At 73.6% G+C, this 18,528-nt stretch carries 16 protein-coding genes and 1 riboswitch; of the genes, 10 read left to right on the top strand and 6 right to left on the bottom strand.

Features of this window, described 5'->3' with window-relative positions:
- From ACFC0B_RS06815 to ACFC0B_RS06825, 3 genes are all read right to left on the bottom strand, one after another.
- Positions 1 to 1,080 carry a FecCD family ABC transporter permease gene (locus ACFC0B_RS06815; protein ID WP_376083243.1) on the bottom strand — a complete coding sequence of 360 codons (1,080 nt, stop codon included), beginning with the start codon at positions 1,078 to 1,080 and terminating at the stop codon, positions 1 to 3.
- Entirely contained in the window at positions 1,077 to 2,090 is a 1,014-nt protein-coding gene (locus tag ACFC0B_RS06820; protein ID WP_376083244.1) for an ABC transporter substrate-binding protein, read from the bottom strand. The genes ACFC0B_RS06815 and ACFC0B_RS06820 overlap by 4 nt, the downstream gene beginning before the upstream one ends.
- A gap of 52 nt (positions 2,091 to 2,142) precedes the next feature.
- A riboswitch (cobalamin riboswitch) is annotated at positions 2,143 to 2,348 on the bottom strand.
- 200 nt (positions 2,349 to 2,548) lie between these two features.
- Positions 2,549 to 3,340, bottom strand: a complete 792-nt coding sequence (locus ACFC0B_RS06825) for a trypsin-like peptidase domain-containing protein (RefSeq protein ID WP_376083247.1) — start codon at positions 3,338 to 3,340, stop codon at positions 2,549 to 2,551.
- 494 nt (positions 3,341 to 3,834) lie between these two features.
- Between ACFC0B_RS06825 and ACFC0B_RS06830 the strand changes: the two genes are divergently transcribed.
- The 9 genes from ACFC0B_RS06830 to ACFC0B_RS06870 all read left to right on the top strand — a co-directional run bounded on the left by ACFC0B_RS06830 (position 3,835) and on the right by ACFC0B_RS06870 (position 14,319).
- Positions 3,835 to 4,635, top strand: coding sequence for a ferritin-like domain-containing protein (locus ACFC0B_RS06830; protein WP_376083250.1), 801 nt, complete (start codon positions 3,835 to 3,837; stop codon positions 4,633 to 4,635).
- Positions 4,632 to 5,438, top strand: a complete 807-nt coding sequence (locus tag ACFC0B_RS06835; protein ID WP_376083252.1) for a ferritin-like domain-containing protein — start codon at positions 4,632 to 4,634, stop codon at positions 5,436 to 5,438. Before ACFC0B_RS06830 ends, ACFC0B_RS06835 begins: the two co-directional genes overlap by 4 nt.
- A gap of 301 nt (positions 5,439 to 5,739) precedes the next feature.
- Positions 5,740 to 6,324, top strand: a complete 585-nt coding sequence (sigK, locus tag ACFC0B_RS06840; RefSeq protein ID WP_376083255.1) for an ECF RNA polymerase sigma factor SigK — start codon at positions 5,740 to 5,742, stop codon at positions 6,322 to 6,324.
- Positions 6,321 to 7,064 (top strand): anti-sigma factor domain-containing protein, encoded by a 744-nt coding sequence (locus ACFC0B_RS06845; protein ID WP_376083257.1) that lies wholly within the window; start codon positions 6,321 to 6,323, stop codon positions 7,062 to 7,064. Before sigK ends, ACFC0B_RS06845 begins: the two co-directional genes overlap by 4 nt.
- Positions 7,065 to 7,364: 300 nt before the next feature.
- A complete protein-coding gene (locus ACFC0B_RS06850) occupies positions 7,365 to 8,519 on the top strand; it encodes an anion permease (protein WP_376083259.1) in 1,155 nt (384 codons plus the stop codon).
- A complete protein-coding gene (locus ACFC0B_RS06855; RefSeq protein ID WP_376083261.1) occupies positions 8,516 to 8,761 on the top strand; it encodes a hypothetical protein in 246 nt (81 codons plus the stop codon). Before ACFC0B_RS06850 ends, ACFC0B_RS06855 begins: the two co-directional genes overlap by 4 nt.
- A 364-nt stretch (positions 8,762 to 9,125) precedes the next feature.
- Positions 9,126 to 11,129 carry an alkyl/aryl-sulfatase gene (locus ACFC0B_RS06860; RefSeq protein ID WP_376083263.1) on the top strand — a complete coding sequence of 668 codons (2,004 nt, stop codon included), beginning with the start codon at positions 9,126 to 9,128 and terminating at the stop codon, positions 11,127 to 11,129.
- Between the two features lie 383 nt (positions 11,130 to 11,512).
- Positions 11,513 to 12,430, top strand: coding sequence for a hypothetical protein (locus ACFC0B_RS06865; RefSeq protein WP_376083265.1), 918 nt, complete (start codon positions 11,513 to 11,515; stop codon positions 12,428 to 12,430).
- Between the two features lie 386 nt (positions 12,431 to 12,816).
- The gene (locus ACFC0B_RS06870) at positions 12,817 to 14,319 is read left to right on the top strand and encodes an FAD-binding oxidoreductase (protein WP_376083268.1); all 1,503 of its coding nucleotides are present in this window, start codon (positions 12,817 to 12,819) and stop codon (positions 14,317 to 14,319) included.
- Between the two features lie 156 nt (positions 14,320 to 14,475).
- Here the strand turns inward: ACFC0B_RS06870 and ACFC0B_RS06875 are convergent, their stop codons facing one another.
- The 3 genes from ACFC0B_RS06875 to ACFC0B_RS06885 form a co-directional block, all read right to left on the bottom strand.
- Complete coding sequence (locus ACFC0B_RS06875) at positions 14,476 to 15,336, bottom strand: PIG-L family deacetylase (protein WP_376083271.1); 861 nt, start codon at positions 15,334 to 15,336, stop codon at positions 14,476 to 14,478.
- 208 nt (positions 15,337 to 15,544) lie between these two features.
- Positions 15,545 to 15,925 carry a DUF4259 domain-containing protein gene (locus ACFC0B_RS06880; RefSeq protein ID WP_376083274.1) on the bottom strand — a complete coding sequence of 127 codons (381 nt, stop codon included), beginning with the start codon at positions 15,923 to 15,925 and terminating at the stop codon, positions 15,545 to 15,547.
- 134 nt (positions 15,926 to 16,059) lie between these two features.
- Positions 16,060 to 16,455, bottom strand: coding sequence for a VOC family protein (locus ACFC0B_RS06885; protein WP_376083276.1), 396 nt, complete (start codon positions 16,453 to 16,455; stop codon positions 16,060 to 16,062).
- Between the two features lie 487 nt (positions 16,456 to 16,942).
- On the opposite strand from ACFC0B_RS06885, the gene ACFC0B_RS06890 reads away from it, so the two are divergent.
- The gene (locus tag ACFC0B_RS06890) at positions 16,943 to 18,334 is read left to right on the top strand and encodes an alpha/beta fold hydrolase (protein ID WP_376083279.1); all 1,392 of its coding nucleotides are present in this window, start codon (positions 16,943 to 16,945) and stop codon (positions 18,332 to 18,334) included.
- Positions 18,335 to 18,528 lie beyond the last annotated feature (194 nt).

Below are 18,528 nucleotides of genomic sequence, written 5' to 3' on the forward strand. Positions count from 1 at the left end.
TCACTGCTCCCTCCCGTCGGCCCGGCCCTGGCGCCACAGCAGCCAGGCGAAGAAGGGTGCTCCGAGCCCGGCCGTGACGACGCCGACGGGGATCTCCCGGTCGGGGAGGACCGAGCGCGCCACGATGTCGCTGCCCACCAGGAGGGACGCGCCCACCAGTGCCGACACGGGCAGCAGGAGGGCGTGGCGCGGGCCGCAGACGAGCCGGACCACGTGCGGCACGACCAGGCCGAGGAACCCGATGACGCCGGTGTTGGCGACCAGGCACGCGGTCACCAGCGCGGCGGTGGCGACGAGGACCCAGCGGGTGCGCTCGACGTGGACGCCGAGGGAGCGGGCGGCGGTCTCGCCGAAGGCGAAGGCGTCCAGGTCGCGGGCCGAGGAGGCCAGGACCGTGATGCCGGCCAGCGCGACCGCGGTCAGGAAGACGGCGGTGGGCCACCGCAGGCCGGCGACCGAGCCCAGCGTCCACTCCATGACACCGCGCGCCGCGTTGCGGTCCCCGAGGACCAGCACGGCGAACGAGGTGTAGGCCCCGCACAGCTGTCCCACGGCGATGCCGGCGAGTACGGTCCGGGTGGTCGGCAGCGTCCGGGTGCGCGCGCCGGCCAGGGCCAGGACGACGACGGCCGCGAGCAGGGCACCGGCGAAGGCCGCCGTCGCCACCGCACCGGTGCCCACGGCGCCGGACACGCCGACACCGAGGACGATCACGGTGACCGCGCCGGCGGCGGCTCCGTCCGAGATCCCGAGCAGGAAGGGATCGGCCAGGTCGTTGCCGGTCAGTGTCTGCAGCACCGCACCGCAGACCGCGAGGCCGGCGCCGGTGGCAGCCGCTCCCAGAACCCGGGGCAGCCGCAACTGCCAGACGATCTGGTCGTCCAGCAGCGTCACGTGCGGGTCGCCCAGCCCGAGACGGCGCACCACGACCTCGATCACCGTCCGGACCGGCTCGTGCTGCGAGCCCACGGCCAGGCCGAGGAGCGCGGTGGCCAGGAGCAGGGCCGCGGCGACGGCCAGGACCGCCGCCCTGCGGCCCGGACCAGCGGGCCGCAGGGCGGGACGGGGTGCGGTGGTCATGACCGCGTGCGCAGTTCGCCCAGTCCCGCCGACACCCGGGCGGCACCGTCGGCGAGCAGCACGCCGGGGGTCGACTCGGAGAACGGCACCACCACGAAGGCCTTGCGCTGCACGGCGGTGAGCTTGCTCAGCACCGGGTCGCCCTGCAAGTAGTCGATCTTGGACTGGGCCGTGTCCCAGTCGGCGTCCGCGAGCACGATGGCGTCCGGGTCCGCGGCGACGACCTTCTCCCAGCTGACGCTCTGCCAGGCTCCGGGCAGGTCCCCGAAGACGTTGCGGGCACCCACGGCGTCGAGTACGAGCTGCGGTCCGCCGTGGCCGGAACCGACGTAGGGCGCCTTGGTGTCCGAGTCGAACCACAGGACCTTCAGTCCCTTGCCCGCGGCCGTCGCCGTGAACCGGGCCAGCTGCTGCTCCTGCTCCCGCTGGATCGCGGCGGCCCGCTCCGTGACGCCGAAGACCCTGGCGACGTCGTTCAGTTCGCCCCACATCGCCTGCCAGGTCGTCGGCGGCACCTGGCTCTTGTCCGAGCAGCCGAACGGGGAGAGGTACGACGGGACGCCCTGGCCGCGCAGTTCCTCCCGGGTGCCCGCGACCTTGTCGGTGAACGCGCTGGAGTAGGAGGCGTACAGGAAGTCGGGACGGGCCGCGAGCAGCTTCTCCTTCGTCGGGTAGTCCTTGGAGAGCACCGGAACGGAGTCGTAGGCCGCCTTCCACTTCTCCGGGACGGAGTTGTCGAGGAAGGCGGTACCGGCCATGCGGGACTGCAGGCCGAGGGCCAGGGCCACCTCGGTGGCACCCTGGTTGAGCGTCACCAGCCGCTCGGGCGGCGCGCCGACCGTCACGGTGGTCCCGCAGTTGTCCACGCTGACCGGCTCGGCGCTTCCGGTCGTCCCGCCGGACGCGACGGGCGCGGGGGCGCCCGCACAAGCGCCGAGCAGGCCGGTGAACAGGACGGCCGCGACCGCCCGGCCGACGCGTGTCGGACCTCCGGGACGTGCGGAACGCATGGATCGGTACGGATGCGGAATACCGCTGGGCACGTGTTCTCCAAAACCCTCGTGGAACATGTCGCGCCGTGGCCGGTCTCCTGGCTTCCGCATCGACACACCGCAGCCGACCTTCCCGGGCGGATCTTCAGGCCCGCCCAGTGGCCCTGACCGCTGGCGAAGCCGGTCAGCGAGGGCCGCGGTACTCCGCGGCAACAGTGGCGAGGGCCGCACCGGACTCAGACCGGTTTCCCGAACACCACGGCGATTGCAAGGTATCAGGCGTGGTCGGGTCGGTGCTGGCCGGCACCTGGGATGATCGTCGGGATCGTTCGGGCTCCTCCGGACGCCTTGGCGGCCCTGGCGTGCGTGGCGTGCTGCCCGCTGCCCGCTGCCCGCGCTTGTCGCCGCGGCGCCGGCCGATCGCGACAGCTGCGGTGCTCGCGGGACACGGGCCGGCCGGTGGACTCCGGCGTGGTTCAGGTCGTCGCGAGGTGGAAGCCGGCCCCGACTCCGCCGACGGCGTTCATTTCGTCGATGATGCTCAGGATCGGCGAACTGTGCTGGGCGCCGAACGCGTTGCCGACCAGGGTCTGGCCGTCCACGACGGGGGAGCCGGAGTCGCCGGAGTTGGTGAAGACGAGGTGGGTGAACCAGATTCCGTTGGTGCCCAGCTTGATGCCGCAGGTGAGGCCGGTCCGGTGGCCCTGCTTGCACATCCGGGTCCCGTTGGCGGGCGGCGCCCCGATCGACGTGATGGTCACCGAGCCCACGGTGGCGGTGGGGGCGACCCGGCTCTCGTCCAGCTTGATCACCGCGTAGTCCAGGCCCTTGGGTCCGGTGCTGAGCAGGTTGTTGGGCGTACTGACGTACGTCACCGTGCCGATCGCCCCCGTCTCCAGGTCGGGGCGGCTGGCGTTGACGTCGGCCGGGGCGAGGGCCGTCCCCGCCGGCGAGGTGTCCCGGTAGATCTGCTCGCCGACCAGCTTGGTGCCCTGCGCGTCGATGAGGCAGTGGGCGTTGGTCAGGCCCACCAGGTTGCCCGCCGCGTCGCGGCCGACGGCGGTGAGGGTACAGAGGTACCAGCTCGTGGGGGCCTCGGGCGTCGGGTTCAGCCGGAAGATGATCCCCGTGCCGCCCCCGACGGGCGTGAGCGACCGCGTGCCCGCGGCGGGGGCCTGAGCGGGGGCGGCGCCTGCGGACGGAGCCGCGGTGAGGGACACGGCCGTGAGGAGGACGGCCAGGCCGAGGGCGCGCAACGGACGTATCATGTGATCGCTTCCTTTGCGGGGAGGGGGAGTTGACCGGATCGCGGTTACGGCTCCAGTCAACTGCCGCGGCGATGAGAACTGCTTGAGTTTCTATCACCCGGGTGCCGGGAAGCACCGGCGAAAACAGGTCGGTCCCCGAGGAGCGGTGGTCGGAGGGTGATGGGGAGATCACGGGGCAGGTGGCGCCACTGACGGCCTGCACGGATCCGAGACGGGATGGCGTTGAGGGATTCCGGCGGGTGCCGGTCCGGGGGGAATCCCTCCGGACCGGCCCCGGGAGTCTCCTCCCCTGCTGCGGGTGCCGTTCGGGGAGGCGTGCCGGCGTGGGCGGGGCGGGGAACCGGGGCCTGCCGTCAACCGTGTCGCGGTGAACTCACCCTCGCGGGCGAATCGCCGTCCGTTCGGGCCCGGTGACCAAGCCGGGGCGGGGAGGGTGCCGAAGGCCGGGAGGAAGCGGTCCGGCGTTCGGCCGGGCCGAGGAGCCGAGACGGGACATGATGGCCAGCGAGCACATCGACACCCGGCTGCTGGAAGAACTCACCGAGCAGTCAGAGGACTTGAACAGCGACGCGCTGCGGGTCACCCGCGCCGCGCTGACCGACTTCGGGCAGGGCGCCGCGCCGGCGCGCCGCTGGTGGCAGCGCGGCACCGCGCCCGCCGGCCTGGCGGGAGCGGTCGGCCTGGCCGGTCGGACCCGGGCGGTGGCCTCCCCGTCGGCGACGGCGTCCGGGGACGACATCCGGGCGCTGCAGACCGCCGCGTCGATCGAGAACCTGGCGGTGGCCGTCTACCGGACCGCCGCCGGACTGCCGTTCATCAAGGACGGCAACAGGACGGTCGCCGCGTTCATCGCCAGGACCACCGAGCAGCACCAGGCCCACGCCAAGGCCTTCAACGCCGCCGCGACCGCCGCCGGCGGCACGGCGCAGCACGACCCCGACCCGAAGTACAAGGCCGTCGTCGACCAGGCACTGCCCACCGTCAAGACTTCGGCGGACGTGGTGGCGCTCGCCATCACGCTGGAGGACGTCGCCGCCCAGACCTACACCAGGAACGTCGGCCAGGTGGGCAACGCGGACCTGCGCAGGCTGTTCGCCTCCGTCGCCCCGGTCGAGGCCCAGCACCGCGCCGTCCTGCTGGCCGTACAGGCGCTGCTGGCGGGCAACGCCGCCGACCTGGTCGCCATCCCGGTCGACCCGGCGAAGCTGCCCGCCGCGGCCGGCGGCGTGGGCTTCCCCGACGCCTTCCACCGGACCGACAACGCCTCCCCGATCGCCGAAGGGGCCGTACAGTGACCACCGACCGCAGCTGGGAGCCCGCCATCGGCGAGGCCGAACTCACCCGTCTGACTCGCGAGATGGACGAGGCCCACCGAACCACCCTTCCGGTCATGCGGGCCACCGCCCGCGACCTGGTCCCGGAGATCCGCGCCACCGGGCCGGCCGACGCCGGGCGGCGCCGCTTCCTGCTCGGCGCGGGCGGGGCCGCCGCCGGTCTCGTCCTCACCGCGTGCTCCAGCAGCAGGAGCCGCACCAACCCCGCCCCCGGAAGTCCCGCCGCCACCGCGCCGGGCCCGGCCCCGGCGGCCGGGCAGTACACCGGAGACCTGCGGGTGGTGGCGCTGGCCACCGCGCTGGAGAACCAGGCGGTCGGCGCCTACCGGGCCGCGCTCGACGCTGCGCAGGCCGGCAGGCTCGGTTCCGTTCCCCCGGCGGTCGCGACATTCGTGACCACCGCGATGGCCCAGCACGCCGACCACGCCAAGGCCTGGAACGCCGTCCTCACCGGCGCAGGCGTGCCCGCGATCACCGACGTGCCGCTGTCCAACCAGCCGGACACCCTGGCCGCGCTCGGCAGGGCCGCCTCCGTCGGCGACGTCGCCGAGCTCGCGCTCCGGTTGGAGGAGCAGGCCGCCCAGACGTACCTCTTCGCGACCTACAGCGTCACCGGCGCCGCCGGCATCGCCACCGCGGCCAGTATCGCTCCGGTCGAGGCCATGCACGCCGCGATCCTCACCTACGTGCTCGGTCGGTACCCCGTCCCCGACGACTTCCTGCCCGTCGACAAGGCCGCCGGCCCCGCTCTGCTCATGGTCTGACCCCCTGGACAGGCGCGCGCCCGGCGGTACGGAAACCGACACCCCCCGGGTCCCGCCGGGCGCGCGCCCCACACCGATCAGGAGACCGCGCCGTGCCTTCCCCCCGGACCGCGACGGCCGGTGCCGGTCCCCGGACCGGGCTCGACGTGCGGTCCGTACGGCCGGCTGTGGTGAATCCCGATCGGCCGGTCCGTGCCCGCTACCCGAACCAGGAGGTTCTCATGCGTTGCTGCCGTCCGTACGGCAGGCTCGGACGGCCGCGGCCGTCCGGATCCGGCACCGGCCGGGGAAGGCGGCGCGGGTGAACGGCGTCGTGCGGCTGCCCGCTCCCCGGTTCCGCGGTCCGGACCTGCAGGAGCTGGTGGCCAGGACGGCGCTCGGCGACCAGGACGCGTTCGCCCGGCTGTACGACGCGGTGGCCGGCCCGGTGCTGGGACTCGTGCTGCGGGTGCTGCGGGATCCGGCGCAGTCGGAGGAGGTCACCCAGGAGGTGATGTTCGAGCTGTGGCGCACCGCGGCCCGGTACGAGCCGCAGCGCGGTGAGGTGATGGCCTGGGTGCTGACCATGGCCCATCGGCGCGCGGTGGACCGGGTCCGGGCCGCGCAGGCCGCCGCCGACCGGGACCACATGGCGGCCGCCCGGTCGCACGTCCCCGCGTTCGACGAGGTCGCCGAGCAGGTCGAGGGCCGGCTGGAGCGCGAGCAGGTCCGCCGGTGCCTGCGGTCGCTGACGGAACTCCAGCGCGAATCCGTGACCCTGGCGTACTACCGGGGGTACACCTACCCCGAGGTCGCCGAGCTGCTGGGAACCCCGCTCGGCACCGTCAAGACCCGGATGCGGGACGGCCTGATCCGCCTGCGCGACTGCCTGGGAGCGGGATCATGAACGCGGCACCCGATCTGCACACCCTCACCGGCGCGTACGCGGCGCACGCGCTGCCGGAAGGGGAGCGCGCCGCGTTCGAAGGCCACCTCGTCCAGTGCCCGGCCTGCGCACAGGAGGTCGCCGAGTTCCGGGCGGCCCTGGCCCGGCTGGGAGCCGCGGAGACGGTGGAGCCGTCGCCCGAGCTCAGGGCACGGGTGCTGCGGGGCATCGGCCACGTCCGGCAGCTCCCGCCGACGACCACGCCCGTCGTGCCACCGCGGCGTTCGTCGCGCCCGGGACGGCAGTGGCCCAAAGTGGCGCTGGCAGCGTGCCTGGCCCTGGCCGCAGGGTCCGGAGCGCTCGCGGTGCAGCAGCACGAACGGGCGAACCGGGCCCTGGCCCAGGCGAGCCGGCTGCGCGACCAGCAGGCGGCCGTCGCGAGCCTGCTGTCCGCTCCGGACGCGCGCACCGCCACTTCGGCCGCCGGCCCGGCCGCCGCCACCGTGGTGTGGTCGCCCGGCCGCGGGCAGGCGGCGTTCCTCGTCACCGGCATGCCCGCCCTGCCCCAGGGACGCGCCTACGAGCTGTGGTTCGACGACGCCGGCACGATGCGGCCGGCCGGTCTGCTGCCCGCGGGCAACGGGCAGTTGCTGCTCACCGGGAGCATCGCCGGCGCCGTCGGGGTCGGCGTGACCGAGGAACCGTCCGGAGGCTCGGACCGCCCCACCGGGCAGCCCCTCATGCTGCTGCCGCTCACCTGACTTCCCCGGCGGGCCGGGCCCGCCGACGAATCCGGCGGCAGTACGCAGATCGTGCGCCGGGCGGTGGCCGGGCGGTGCGGCGTGAAGCGCCCGGATCCGGCGGAGCGCGGCCCCGGCGGCGTCGTCCACGGGCGGACCGCTCGACCGGTCCGGGAAGTGGGCGCGCACGCCTCCCGCGCTCTGCTCGGGGCCGTGACGTGTGCGCGGTGTTGGGCCGATCGGATGGCGGGCCTTCGTCGTTCGGTGTGCCGGGGCGTCGCGGGACCGGGAAGGCCTCGGCGTGCGGGCTAGGTTCGGTGCGTGACCGGCAACGACGCGGTCCTGGTGCTGATGGTCGTCACGGCGCTGGGCTTCGACTTCACCAACGGCTTCCACGACACCGGCAACGCGATGGCGACCTCGATCGTCACCGGGGCCCTGCCGCCGCGCGTCGCGGTCGCCGTTTCGGCGGTGCTGAACCTGGTCGGCGCCTTCCTGTCGACCGCCGTGGCGGCGACCATCGCCAACGGCCTGGTCTCCAGCGGCGAGGTGACGCTGACCGTGGTCTGCGCCGGTCTGACGGGGAGCATCCTGTGGAACCTGGCCACCTGGTACCTCGGGATCCCCTCCAGCTCCTCGCACGCGCTGATCGGCGGGATGATCGGGGCGACCGTGGCCGCGGCGGGTTCCTCGGCCGTCAAGTGGCAGGGCCTGGTCTCCAAGGTGATCGTGCCGGCGGCGCTGTCGCCGTTCATCGCCGGCATGGTGGCCGTGGTCGGCACCCTGCTGGTCGCCCGCATCACCCAGGACGTGTCCGAACGCCCGCGCGAGCGCGGGTTCCGGCTGGGCCAGATCGGCTCGGCCTCCATGGTGTCGCTCGCCCACGGCACCAACGACGCGCAGAAGACGATGGGCGTCATCACCCTCGCCCTGATCGCCAACGGCAACCTCCAGCCCGGGGCGAAGGCCCCGGACTGGGTGATCGTCTCCTGCGCGCTGGCCATCGCCCTGGGCACGTACGCCGGCGGCTGGCGGGTGATCCGTGCCCTGGGCAAGGGGCTGGTGGAGATCGCGCCGCCGCAGGGCATGGCCGCGGAGTCGGCCTCGGCCGCCGTGATCCTCTGTTCCACCGACTTCGGCTACTCGCTCTCCACCACGCACGTGGCCACCGGATCGATCCTGGGCTCGGGGGTCGGGTGGAAGGGCGCCGAGGTGCGCTGGCAGCTCGCCCGCCGGATGGTGACGGCCTGGCTGCTCACCCTGCCGGCCGCCGCGCTGGTCGGTGCGGCGGCGTACCGGGTCGCGAACGGGATCGGCGGGACGGCCGGCGTGGTGGTGATCTTCGTGGTGCTCGTACTCGCGTCGGGAGCCTTCTTCGCCGCCTCCCGCTATGCGGCGGTGACCGCGGACAACGTCAATGCCGCGTGGACGGGTTCGGTGGTCCCGGAGCCTGTCAGGGACGAGGTGGCCCCGTGAACTCCTGGATCAACCTGGACGCGGTGTGGAGGATCGTCGTGGTGGGCCTGCTCACCGGCGCCGGCCTGCCGGCGCTGTTCGCCGTAGGCCTGCGGCTGCTCAACCCGCCCGGCCCCGCCGGCGGCTCGGCGGGCGGGCGGGCCACCGCCGGACCGGCCGCCCGCACCCTGGCCGGACTGCTCTTCGCGGTGGTGCTCGCGTCGATCGGGTGGGGCATCTCCGTCATCGTCGGCCACAGCTGACCGTCCGCCGTCCCGTGAGGCCGGGGCGTCCTGGCCGTATCTCCCGCGACCTGCCCGGATCCCGCTCCTGCCGGAGCCGCTGCGTGGATGACGGGAGGGTGTTCCCGTCGGTGAGATGCGGGCGGACGGTGCGCCGGCCGAGGCCCGGTCGGCCGATTTCGTCGGCCGGTTGTCCGGAACAGGACTTCAGGAGCCGCCACCCCGTCCGTACCGTGTGTACCCGGACCGCTACGTAACGTGTTCACGGGTCGAGGGTGAGGCCGGTTCGTCCGTCGTGCTGCGACGTCGAACCGCCTGCCCCTCACCCCTCACCCCCGTGCCGTACCGGCCGCCCCGTCCAGTCGACGAAAGGTGTGGAAAGCCCGTGGCTCTTCCCGACCGCGCCCAGACCCAGCCCGCCACTTCCCTGACGAGGGACTTGAACGCCGCCGTCGTGGTGCCCGACCCGGACGCCGACGCCGAGGCCGCGTTCGCCTCCCGGGGCCTGGTCGCCGCGCTGCCCGCCGACTTCACCGTCGAGAAGGAGGGCGGTGGCCCGGTGCCCGCCTGGTCGCTGGCACCGTTCCAGTTCCTGACCGGCCAGGCCCCGGACACCGTCAACCCGAGCCTGTGGCGCAACGCCCTGCTGAACATGAACGCGGGCCTGTTCGAGGTCGTCGAGAACGCCGTCTACCAGGTCCGGGGCCTGGACCTGTCCAACATCACCTTCCTGGAGGACCCCAGCGGAACCTCCCGGGAGATCGTCGTCGTCGACCCCCTCATCAGCGAGGAGACCGCCGCCGCCGCGCTCGCCCTCTACCGCGAGCACCGGGGCGACGACCGGGTGATCCGCGCGGTGATCTTCACCCACTCCCACCTCGACCACTACGGCGGCGTGCTGGGCCTGTGGGACGACCGGACCCCGCCTGCCGGCGTCGAGATCATCGCCCCCGACGGCTTCCTGGAGCACGCCGTCAGTGAGAACGTCTACGCGGGCAACGCCATGCAGCGCCGCGCCCAGTTCATGTACGGCTCCCTGCTGGAGCGCTCCGCGCAGGGCCAGGTGGACGCCGGCCTCGGCAAGGCCAACTCCCTGGGCACCTCGGGACTGCTCGCCCCGACCTTCACGGTCACCTCCGACCTCGCCGCCCCTGGCACCGTCCACACCTTCGGACCGGTGAACATCGAGTTCCAGCTCACCCCCGGCACCGAGGCCCCGGCCGAACTCAACTTCTACCTCCCCGACATCCGCTCCCTGTGCATGGCCGAGAACGCCACTCCCACCCTCCACAACCTCTACAGCCTGCGCGGCGCCCAGGTCCGCGACGCCAAGGCGTGGTCGGAGTTCCTGATCCAGTCCGCGGACTGGTACGCCGACCGCTCCGACTCCCTGTTCGCCTCCCACTTCTGGCCCCGCTGGAACAGCGAGGAGCAGCCGCAGACGGTCCGCTCGTTCCTCACCTCGCAGGCCGACCTGTACCGCTACCTGCACGACCAGTCGCTGCGGTTGGCCAACCACGGCCGGACCATGACGGAGATCGGCGAGGAGCTCGACGGCGCCGTACCGGACTCGCTGGCCGGGCAGTGGTTCAACCGGGGCTACTACGGCACCGTCAACCACGACTCCAAGGCCGTCTACCAGCGCTACCTCGGCTGGTACGACGGCAACGCCGCGCACCTGCACACCCTGCCGCCCGAGGAGGCCGGAGCCCGGTACGTCGACGCCTTCGGCGGCGCGGACAAGGTCGTGGACATCGCCCGGGCGACCTTCGACAACGCCAAGACCGCCCAGGACTACCGGTTCGCCGCCGAACTCCTCACCCACGTGGTCTTCGCCGACCCCACGAACACCGGCGCCCGCGGCCTCCAGGCCGACATCCTCGAACAGCTCGGCTACCAGGCCGAGAGCGGCCCCTGGCGCAACTTCTACCTCGCGGCCGCCAACGAGCTGCGCGTTCGCCCGGCGGACAGCCCCGTCACGCTGCCCTCCCCGCAGATCATCACCCCGCCGGTCCTCGCCGCGATGCCGCTGGACATGCTCTTCGACTACCTCGGCATCCGCCTCAACGGACCGAACGCCGCCGGCCGGCCCCTGACCATCGGCCTCACCGTCACCGACGGCATCCCGGACGACCCCACCACCTACACCCTGCGTGTGCGCAACGGCGTCCTCGTCCAGTACCCCGGCACCCTCGAACCCGCCACCGCCGACGCCGTCTACGACATCACCCGCGAGGGACTCAACCGGCTCGCCATCGCCGCCGCCACCCCCGACCAGCTCCTCGCCGACGGCTCCCTCACCGTCACCAGCGGCACCATCGACCCCCTCAACACGCTCAACACCCTCCTCGACACCTTCCAGTACTGGTTCGGCCTCACCACCCCCTGACCCCGCCCACCGGTCCTGTCCCTCCCCGCACCCGGGGAGGGACAGGACCCGCGTACACGGCGGTGCGTGCCCCGCACCGCCCCCTTCGCCTTCGCCTTCGCCGGCGGAAGGAGAACGGCGGCGACACTCGCGCGTCGTCCGCCGAGCGCCATTGACACCAGTCGGGTCCGACCGTGTCCGCCGCGCAAGCGGGCATCCGCCCATCGGTCGCGTGGTCCCGGCGAACGGGTAGGGGTTTCGCGCGGGACGCTCGTGGCCGACCGACGGGGGTCGTGTCGGAGCCGGGCGGTGACGGCGCGTCGGGCTAGGCTCCCGGGGTCGTCAGTGTCGAGGAACCGGAGGTCGAGACGGCTCGGCTCAGCCGTGAGCTCGTCATCGGATCGATGACGTTCTGGCTACGTCCGGCCTTCGGGCTGCGCGTCGCCAAGCGGTTCCAGACGATCGTGGGGTTCGACCGCGCCATGGCGCTGGCCTCCGCCGCGCTGACCGCGGCGATCCCGCTGGCGCTCCTCTGCGGCACCCTGCTGGCGGGCCTCGGGGACACCAACGTCGCCGATCGCGTCGTCGAGCGGTACGGACTCACCGGGGGCGGCGCGGAGGCGGTCCAGGAGGTCCTGTCGCCGTCGGCCGACACGGACGTGGGCGGGGACGTCTTCAGTGCTCTGTTCCTGCTGATCTCGACGCTGGGCTTCGCCCGGGCCGCGCAACGGCTGTTCGAGCAGACCTGGGAGCTCAGACCGCTCAGCGTCCGCAACACGCCGAACGGGCTGCGGTGGATCCTCGGCCTGGCGGCCTACGCGGTGGGAAGCGGTTGGGTGCACGCGGCCGTCGGCCGCCGATGGCACGACTGGGCGGCGGACCTCCTGGTGGCACCGCTGACCGGGGCCTTCCTGGTGTGGAGCGGGCGGGTGCTGTCCGCGAAGCGGATCGCCCCGCGTGACCTGGTGCCGTTCGGTGCCACCGCCGCTGTGGTGACGGCGCTCTACTCGGTCGGTGCGGCCGTCTACCTGCCGCGTCTGTTCAGTTCCTACGCCGGCCGGTACGGTGCGGTGGGCGCGGTCTTCGCGATGCTCTCGGGATTGTTCGGGGCGATGGTCGCCGTCGTCGGATCCGCGGCACTCGGACGCGAGGTCCACGACGAGCTGGGCCGCATCCGCCGTGGTGAGCGCCCGCCCGACGACGAAGTCCGCCGGGAGTGGCACGACCTGGTCGAGCAGGTCAGATCGCATTGGCGGACCGTGCAGGAGCAGGGTCCCCGTCGGCGTCGGCCGACCAAGTCGCACCCGCCGAAAGAGCACTGAGCGCGGCTTTCGCCGACGCCGACCGGCTTCTGTCGGGTGGGAGCCCGGCAACGGCACCACCGGCCGACTCCGCCGGAGTCCCGCCCGGGCCGTACGTCGTCCTCGACGACCGCACCCAGCCGCCGAATCCCCGGTGCCCGCCGAGTGCACCCCGGCGGCCGACGCGGGTCGGTGTTCGCGGTGCCGGCGGACCCGGCCGGTCCACCGACGCCCGCCGCGCCCCGTCCACCCCCGGCTCGCCGCTCCGCCGGAAGGCGCAGCCCCGCAGGCCCGGGGGCCGCGACCGCGTGACGATCGGCGGGACAGCACAACCTGCACGCCGACCGCCGCGTGCCGTGCGTCGTCCGCACACGGCATCCGGCCGCCGGGAGAAGGGCGCAGCACCCATGACCATCGACCGCCGACGCTTCCTCACCACCCTCGGCGCCGCCGCCACGGCGACGGCCGTCGCCGGCACCCCCGCCCGCGCACTCACCGCCTTCCCGGCCCGCCATCGCGGCTGGGCGGCGGCGCCCCCCGACTGGCAGGCGCTGCGCGATCGCCTGGGCAGCCGGCTGGTGCTCCCGCCCGACCCCGGCTACGGGACCGCCCGCCTCGGGTACAACGAGCTGAACGACGGCCAGTTCCCCGCCGCCGTGGCCCAGTGCGTGTCGGCCGACGACGTGCGGGCCTGCCTGGACGTGGCGCGCGGGCACGGGCTCCCGATCGCGGCCCGCAGCGGCGGCCACGGCTACCTGGGCTACAGCATCCCCGACCGGGGCCTGGTGATCGACCTGCGGGGGATGGCCGACGTCGTGGTGCACCCCGACGGCACCGCCGAGGTCGGCGCCGGTGCCCGCCTGATCGAGGTGTACGCGGCGCTCGCCCAGGCCGGCCGGCTGCTCCCGGCCGGCAGCTGCCCCACCGTCGGGGTCGCCGGGCTGACCCTCGGCGGCGGCATCGGCGTGTTGGCCCGCAAGTACGGGCTCACCTGCGACCGGCTCGTCGCCGCCGAGGTGGTGACCGCCGACTCGTCCCTGCTCACCGCCTCGCCCGTCGAGGAGCCCGACCTGTACTGGGCGCTGCGCGGCGGGGGCGGCGGCAACTTCGGCGTGGTCACGCGGTTCAGCTTCGACACCGCCCCCGCGCCCGATCTGACCGTCTTCGTGCTCCGCTTCCCGGCCGGCTCGGTGACCGAGGTGCTCGGGGCCTGGCAGGAGTGGGTGGACGGGGCGCCGGACGAGCTGTGGGCCAGCTGCCAGATATCGGGTGGCACCCCGCCCAGCTGCCGGGTCGTCGGCTGCTACGTGGGCGGCCCGGGCGGCGCTGCCCCCTTGATCGACCAACTGGTGGAGGCCGCCGGTACCGCCCCGACCTCGCGCACCGTCTCCCCGAGGGACTACCTCGGCGCCATGAAGTTCATGGCGGGCTGCTCGAACGACACCATCGCCCAGTGCCACCCCGTCTCGGAGGGCGGCAGGCTCCCTCGGGCCGGCTTCGTCGCGGTCTCCCGGATGCTGGGCCCGGTGCCACTGGACCCGGCGAGGGTCACCGAACTGATGGCCGGCCGCACCGGGGTCGACCTGCTGCTCGACTCGCTGGGCGGCGCGATCGGCGAGCTCGCCCCCAGCGCCACCGCCTTCCCGCACCGCGAGTCGCTCGCCAGCGCCCAGGTCTACGCCGGCGCCACCCCGGCGACCGAGGACCGGGCCCGCGCCACCGTGGACGCGATCCGCGACGGGCTCGCCGACCTCGGCGCGCTCGGCGCCTACGTCAACTACATCGACGCCACACTGCCCCGCTGGGGCCGCGCCTACTACGGCCGGAACCTGCCCCGGCTCCAGGCGGTGGCCGGCCGCTACGACCCCGACGGCGTCTTCGCCTTCCCCCAGTCGGTGGCGGCAGCCTAGAGGGGGAGGAGTACCTCGTCCTCGGCGAGGAGGACGTGCGCCTGCACGGCTACGACGACAGCGTCCCCACCGAGACCCGCGCTCCCGACCGGCTCGCCCGGAAGGCCGGGTGCTCACCCGCCCGGCCCGCGGGGCGGGCCGGGCGGGCGGGGCTGCTCAGCGCAGGCCGGCGAAGAGATCGTTCTCGGGAAGCTCCGCGCCGGTGGTGTCGTGGACCCGGACGAAGGTCTCCACACCCATCAGCTCGGTGAACTTCTCCTTGCCCATCTTCAGGAAGAAGATGTTCTCGCCCTGGCTGGCGTGCGCGGCCAGGGCGTCGAACTTCTGGCCGCCGAACCCGGTGGTGTCCACCCAGGTGGTGATCTCCTCGTCGGGGAGGCCGATCTCGGGCATCTCCGACGCCTCGGCGCCCGACGCCTCGGCGCCCGCCTCCTCGGCGCCCGGCTCCTCCCAGTCCGCGCCGAGCTCGCGCATGACCTCCCCGAACCGCGCCATCATCGAGCGAGGGGCTGTCGTCCAGTACAGCTTCGGCGCCGTGCCGGCCAGCTCCAGCGCCCTCGACGTGATGCGGTTGGCCTGGATGTGGTCGGGGTGGCCGTAGAAGCCGTTCTCGTCGTAGGTCACGACGACGTCGGGCCGGTACTGCCGTATCAGGTCGGCGAGGCGGGCGGCCGCCTCGTCCACCGGTGTCGTCCAGAACGAGCCGGGGGCGTCGTTGGTGGCCCAGCCCATCATCCCGGAGTCCCCGTAGTCGAGCATTTCGAGGTGGCCGACATCGAGGACCTCGCAGCTGGCCTGCAGCTCCTGACGGCGCATCGCGGCGACGGCCGCCGGATCGTGTCCGGCCTCGCCGGGCTTGACTCCTCCCGGGCCGTCTCCGCAGGCGCCGTCGGTACAGGTGACGAGCACCGTCCGGATGCCCTCGGCCGCGTAGCGGGCGAGCACACCACCCGTACCGGTGGCCTCGTCGTCGGGGTGGGCGTGCACGGCCATCAGGGTCAGGGGCCGGTCGGTCATGGGGCTCATCCTTCGGTCTGCCGGGTGTTCGGCCTCAGTCTGCGGCACGGGGCCGACAGAACGCGGTCCGCCGTGTTTCTGATCGACTGTTGGGAACGAGGGAGCCGCCGTCCCCTATTCCGGGGAGCCGGGCCGAGGCCGGCGGAAGGTGTCGCCGCCGGCCCGGTCTCCCTGCTGTCCGGGGCGGTCCGCTACCGCCCGGGCTCGCTCAATCGGCCGCCGCGTCCCGGGCGGAGGCCTCGGCCAGCTGGTCGAACGTGCGGTTCAGCACCGACCGGCGTTCCTCCTTGAACCCCGGGACGGGCTCCAGGCCGTCGATGGTCCGCTCCCAGACGGCCATGAACGCCGCCTTCCACTGCGTGATCACGTGGGCCTCCGGCAGGTGGTGGGCGCTGTGGCCGGACTGGACGAGGGTGTACAGCAGCTCCAGGTTGCACGGCACGGCGACGCCCCAGTACTCGTCGGGTTCGAGCTCGACGGGATCGCCCGCCATCGCCTGGGCGACCTCGGTGACGAGCCGGTCGATGACGATCGACAGGTGGTCGAGAGCCGTGTCGCTCTCGAAGTTCCCGCTGCCCCACGTGCCCACAAGGTCTCCTTCGAACGGTGTCGCCGTCTGTCCCGGTCATCGAAGCAGACGGCAGTGACACCGCCGGGCCGGCGGTCCGGCCGCCGCAACGGCGGCAGGGCCTCCCGGCGGGTCGGGGGAGTCGCGCGAAAGCGCTACGGGCGGTTGTGGTGGACGATCTGGACGAGGTTGCCGCAGGTGTCGTCGAACACGGCCGTGGTGACCGGACCCATGACGGCCGGCTCCTGCGTGAAGACGACACCCCGCTCGCGGAGCCGGGCGGCCTCCTCATGGACGTCCTCGACCTCGAAGGAGGTGGCCGGGATGCCGTCCTTGACCAGCGCCTCCTTGTACGGGGGGACCGCGGGGTGGCCGGAGGGCTCCAGCAGCAGCTCGGCGCCCTCGGGGTTCTCGGGCGAGACCACGGTCAGCCACCGGGCGCCGCCGCCGAGCGGGATGTCGTTCTTCTTCACGAAGCCCAGCACCTCGGTGTAGAAGCGCTCGGCCTTGGCCTGGTCGTCGACGAACACGTGGGCGACGTAGATCTTCATGCTCCGGTCTCCGGTTCCTGCTACCTGCGGCTTGAGCCAGCGCGAGACGATCTGCTCACCTCGGGGTCGAGAGCGGTGAGCCGCCCGACGAGTTCCTGCGTGGTGGGCTCCGTTGCCTGGGGTGATCCACACTAGCCCCGTCCGGGCTGCGACGGCGGGGGAGACGTGGTCCGGCCGTCCTGTTCCTCGGGCACGGGCCGGGTCGCCTCCTGCGCGCCCGGATCGCCGGGCCCGCATGAGGCGGTGCTGGTTCAGGACGACGTGGTCCCGAGGCGGCTGCCGGTCGTCAGCAGCTGGTACCAGGCGAAGCCCGCGTCCAGTCGCCCGTCCAGCGAGGACGGTTCCGTCCGCCGTGCGGGCCGTCCGGGTTCCGTCGGGTGGTCCCCGGCCGAGTCCCGTCCCGTACGTGCGCCGTCGACGGGTCCCGGGGCGCACGCTGCTTCCGTGGCCGCGCCGGTACGGGCGCGGCGCGATCGGGAGGACGAACATGACACGCACGCGCACACGCGGCCGCGCCGCCGCTCTGGCCGGTGCCGCTGCGGTGATCGCCGCCACCACCCTCGCCGCCCCGACCGCAGCGGCCGAAGCAGCCGGGGCCGGCGGTGGGATCACCGGGCAGGCGCCCTGCCCGGACGCGCCCGAGTTCCTCTGCGGGACCCTCACCGTCCCTCTCGACCACAGCGGCGCCACCCCCGGCACCCTCGACCTCCGGGTCGCCGTCACCGGCAACACCGCGGCGCCCAGGGGCGACCTGCTGTTCCTCACCGGCGGCCCCGGCCAGCCCGGCGTCCCGGCAATGAAACGGACGGCAAGCAGCCTGGAACCCGTCCTCAAGGACTACCGCCTCGTCATGTTCGACCAGCGCGGCACCGGCGAAGGCGCCCTCCAGTGCCCCGACCTCCAGGAGGACATGGGCTCCTCCGACCTCGCCGTCCCCCGCCGGCCGTCGATCGCCGACTGCGCCACCGCCCTCGGCCCCGACGCCCGCCACTACAGCACCGCCGACACCGTCGCCGACATCGACCTACTCCGCCGCGCCCTCGGCGCTCGCCGCCTCACCCTGGACGGCGTCTCCTACGGCACCTTCACCGCCCAACGCTACGCCCTCGCCCACCCCACCCGCGTGGCCCGGCTGGTCCTCGACTCGGTGACGCCCCGACAGGGCATGGACCCCCTCGACCTGGCCGCGCTGCCCGCCACCGCCCGGATCCTGCGCACCGCCTGCCGGGCCACCGGCTGCACCACCGACCCGGCCGAAGACCTCGCCGCCACCGTCCGCCGCTACGGCAACGGGGCGCAGATCCTCAGCGCGCTCACCGGCTACGAGTTCGTGGACCCCGACTACGGTCCGGTCCCGGAGATCCTCCATGAGGCCGCCGCCGGGCGGCCCGCGAAGCTCCAGGAGTTCTTCGACCTCGTCCACCGGGAGGTCGACACCGCCACGGCCGAGGAACTCAGCCAGGGCCTGCACTCCGCCACCGTGTGCGCCGACTCGCACTTCCCCTGGGGCACCACCGACACCCCCGTCGAAGGCCGACCGGCGGCCCTGGAGCGAACCCGCAAGCGGCTGACGGCCGAACAGACCTGGCCCTACGACCCGGCGACCGCGACCGGACTCGGCAGCCTCCTGGTCTGCCTCGACTGGCCGCGCCAACCGGTCCCGCCGACGCCGCCGGACCACCTCAGGCTGCCCGACGTGCCGGTCCTGCTGCTCGGCGGCGACCGGGACCTCGCCACACCGTGCGAACTGATGGACGAGTACGAGGAGTTCGCGCACCACCCGCAGATCGTGATCGTCCCCGGGGCCGCCCACTCGGTGCAGAACCGGGCCGAGAACCCGGCCGGGCGGCAGGCGGTCCACGACTTCCTGCTGACGTAGCGCGAGCCGGCGGCGGGCCGTTCCCGTCCGGGGAACGCGACGGCCCGCCACCTCGCCGACGGGCTCGGGGCCGACCGTCCCGAGGGCCCCGTGCCCGCCGCGGCCGCCGCCACCCCCGTCCGGACGCCATGACACCCGCGACCGCCGCCCGCACCCGCGTGACACTGCTGATCGCGGGCCGCCGGAACCGGACA

It is taken from the genome of Kitasatospora sp. NPDC056184, assembly GCF_042268405.1.
Classification (GTDB): domain Bacteria; phylum Actinomycetota; class Actinomycetes; order Streptomycetales; family Streptomycetaceae; genus Kitasatospora.

Bases quoted from the DNA above. Each gene is read 5' to 3' on its own strand.
- ACFC0B_RS06815 (WP_376083243.1), bottom strand. From the start codon at position 1,080: ATGACCACCGCACCCCGTCCCGCCCTGCGGCCCGCTGGTCCGGGCCGC.
- ACFC0B_RS06890 (WP_376083279.1), top strand. From the start codon at position 16,943: ATGACACGCACGCGCACACGCGGCCGCGCCGCCGCTCTGGCCGGTGCC.
- ACFC0B_RS06870 (WP_376083268.1), top strand. From the start codon at position 12,817: ATGACCATCGACCGCCGACGCTTCCTCACCACCCTCGGCGCCGCCGCC.
- ACFC0B_RS06820 (WP_376083244.1), bottom strand. From the start codon at position 2,090: ATGCGTTCCGCACGTCCCGGAGGTCCGACACGCGTCGGCCGGGCGGTC.
- ACFC0B_RS06865 (WP_376083265.1), top strand. From the start codon at position 11,513: ATGACGTTCTGGCTACGTCCGGCCTTCGGGCTGCGCGTCGCCAAGCGG.
- ACFC0B_RS06830 (WP_376083250.1), top strand. From the start codon at position 3,835: ATGATGGCCAGCGAGCACATCGACACCCGGCTGCTGGAAGAACTCACC.
- ACFC0B_RS06825 (WP_376083247.1), bottom strand. From the start codon at position 3,340: ATGATACGTCCGTTGCGCGCCCTCGGCCTGGCCGTCCTCCTCACGGCC.
- ACFC0B_RS06875 (WP_376083271.1), bottom strand. From the start codon at position 15,336: ATGACCGACCGGCCCCTGACCCTGATGGCCGTGCACGCCCACCCCGAC.
- ACFC0B_RS06885 (WP_376083276.1), bottom strand. From the start codon at position 16,455: ATGAAGATCTACGTCGCCCACGTGTTCGTCGACGACCAGGCCAAGGCC.
- ACFC0B_RS06845 (WP_376083257.1), top strand. From the start codon at position 6,321: ATGAACGCGGCACCCGATCTGCACACCCTCACCGGCGCGTACGCGGCG.